The organism is Mesorhizobium sp. M4A.F.Ca.ET.050.02.1.1 (assembly GCF_003997725.1).
Taxonomy (GTDB): domain Bacteria; phylum Pseudomonadota; class Alphaproteobacteria; order Rhizobiales; family Rhizobiaceae; genus Mesorhizobium.
Window position 1 is genome coordinate 1 of the sequence record NZ_RZSG01000907.1, and the last position, 2227, is coordinate 2227.

Genomic DNA, 2227 nt, shown 5'->3' on the forward strand with positions numbered 1-2227 from the left:
TAGGTTGGCGGCGCCAACGTTAAATGAGACTTGCTGGCCGCGTCCCGCGCCACCCTCCCAGAATTTTTCACAGTCTCCATGAACCAAACCGTCGCTGCCGGCGACACAGCCGCGTACGGAAACCAACCCTGGAGACTTCAAATGACTGCCTTTTTGCGAAATGCCCTGCTCGCCGCTGTCGCGGTGACGTCCATGGCCGGATCCGCGCTGGCGGACCAGACCGTCAGCTGCGCCGAAACCAAGACCAACGACCTGTGGAGCGGCCGTTGTTGCGGTACCAGCGACTCGAGCTGCCTGGGCGGCGGACACGAGCATGGCGACCATGGCAACCATGGCGGTCGCGGTGGCCAGACCGGCGCGAAGTGATCTCGCAGCATGCCCGCTGGCTACCGGCCAGCGGGCATCGCCTCATGTGAAGCGGACGCCGGCGCCGGAGCAACTCGCGCCGCGCATCACGTCCGCCGCCCCAGTGCCGCGCGGACCGACGCCGTGATCCGGCGAAGCTCCGCCTCATCCAGTTTCTCGATGTTTTCGGCCAGGAGATTGGCGAGCTCGGTGGCGGCGGGCGTCAGGCCAGACGTGTCGATCCGGACCCGCGGGTGCGAGGCTTCGGCGAGGCGCGCGAGTTCCTCGGCATCGTCCCAGATGACGTTGAAATAGCCGATGATCTTCTGGATCAGCGTCCAGGTCGGCGCGCCGCGGCGGCCATGTTCAAGCGCCGACAGGTAGGCGGCGCTGACGCCGATCGCCTCGGCCATCGCCTTCTGGCTGAGGCCGCGCTCGGCGCGCAGCGCGCGCAGCTTCTCGCCGAACGGGGTCATGCCAGCGCTCTCATGCGCGTGTCTTCATGTGCGGGTCCGGCGCAAGCGGACATAGAGCGCGCCGGAACCGCCATGGTTGCGCGCGGCATGGTCGTGGCTGGAGACCAGCGGCCGGAAGGCGGGCGTCGACAGCCAGGCGGGAACCGAACGCCGCAGCACGCCGTCGCCGCCGGACGAGGAGCCCTTGCCGGTGATGACCAGCACATAGCGGATGCCGCCGGCATGCGCCCGGTGCAGGAATGAAAACAGCAGCGAATAGGCCTCGTCCTGGGTCATGCCGTGCAGGTCGACGCGGCCTTCGATCGGCAGCCGGCCCTTCGCAAGCTTGTTCAGCGTCTGGTCGTCCAGCGCATGCGAGACATGCTGCGTCCTGGGCTTTGCCGCGACAGCCGGAGCGCCGTTGACGGGGATAGGCGCCGGCGCCGGTTTCGGCTCGACGCTGAAATCGGGGACGTCGACGGCGGCCTTGCCCTTGAGCGGCTTGGCGGTGCGCGCCACCAGGTTCCACAGGACGCGATCGTCCTCGCTCAGCCGGTCGATGCGGCGGGTCATGGCAATGGCCTCGAAACGAGCTGGCGCGGGATCAGCGCATAAAAATCGGCGGCGTTGCGGACGACGCCGGCGATCTCGCCGGCGGCGGCGCCGCTGCCCGCAAAGAGGTCACCCCGCGCCGGGCCGGTGATGGCCGAGCCGGTGTCCTGCGCGATCATCAGCCGCCGGAACGGCCCGTCGCCGAAAGCGGCGAGCGTCGGCGCGTCGATATAAAAGGGCGTGCCGAATGTGTGCAGCAGCCGGTCGACGGCAACCGAACGGCCTGGCGTCAGCGGCACCTTGGCGGCGGCGATCGGGCCGAGCGCCGCATCGTCGACCGCCGCCTCGCGGAAGAAGATATAGGAGCGGTTCTGCCAGAGGATCTCGTCGACGCGATCCGGGTGCGCCCTGAACCAGGCCCGGATCGACTGCATCGTCACCTTGGCCAGCGGGATTTCGCCCAACTCGCTCAGGACCTTGCCGGGCCCGGTGAAGCGCTGGCCGGACTTGGCGGCATAGGTAACGCGGCAGAGCCGACCGTCGGTCATCTTCAGCCGCGCCGCGCCCTGGACATGGATGAAGAAGGCGTCGACCTTGTCGGCGAGCCAGGCGATCTCCAGCCCCTTGCCGGCGAGCGCGCCGCGCTCGATGGCGCCGCGGTCGAAATATTCGGCCAATCCGTCCGGCGCCGGGCGCGCGAAAGCGAGATAGGGATCCATGCCGGATGGCCGATTGGCGTCGTCGACATCGACCAGATCGGCCGGGCGTGAAAGCAGCGGCACCGTGAAGCGGTCCGTCAGTACCGGCGAGGCCTCGGCCTCCGGCTCATAGAAGCCGGTGACGAGACCGGCGCCGCCGGTTTCGGCGGTGACATG

The 2227-nt window shown here is 68.5% G+C and carries 4 protein-coding genes; all 4 read right to left on the reverse strand.

Annotation, left to right across the window (positions count from 1 at the left end; translation table 11 throughout):
* The coding region (locus EOA33_RS39940; RefSeq protein ID WP_210212640.1) for a hypothetical protein at positions 1-333 on the reverse strand (333 nt) is incomplete at its 3' end.
* Between the two features lie 119 nt (positions 334-452).
* The gene (locus EOA33_RS32975) at positions 453-821 is read right to left on the reverse strand and encodes a helix-turn-helix transcriptional regulator (RefSeq protein WP_126057313.1); all 369 of its coding nucleotides are present in this window, start codon (positions 819-821) and stop codon (positions 453-455) included.
* 24 nt (positions 822-845) lie between these two features.
* Positions 846-1373, reverse strand: coding sequence for a Smr/MutS family protein (locus tag EOA33_RS32980; protein ID WP_126057314.1), 528 nt, complete (start codon positions 1371-1373; stop codon positions 846-848).
* Positions 1370-2227, reverse strand: an 858-nt coding sequence (locus tag EOA33_RS32985) for a murein transglycosylase A (RefSeq protein WP_127407522.1), incomplete at its 5' end; no start/stop codon positions are given. The genes EOA33_RS32985 and EOA33_RS32980, both read right to left, overlap by 4 nt.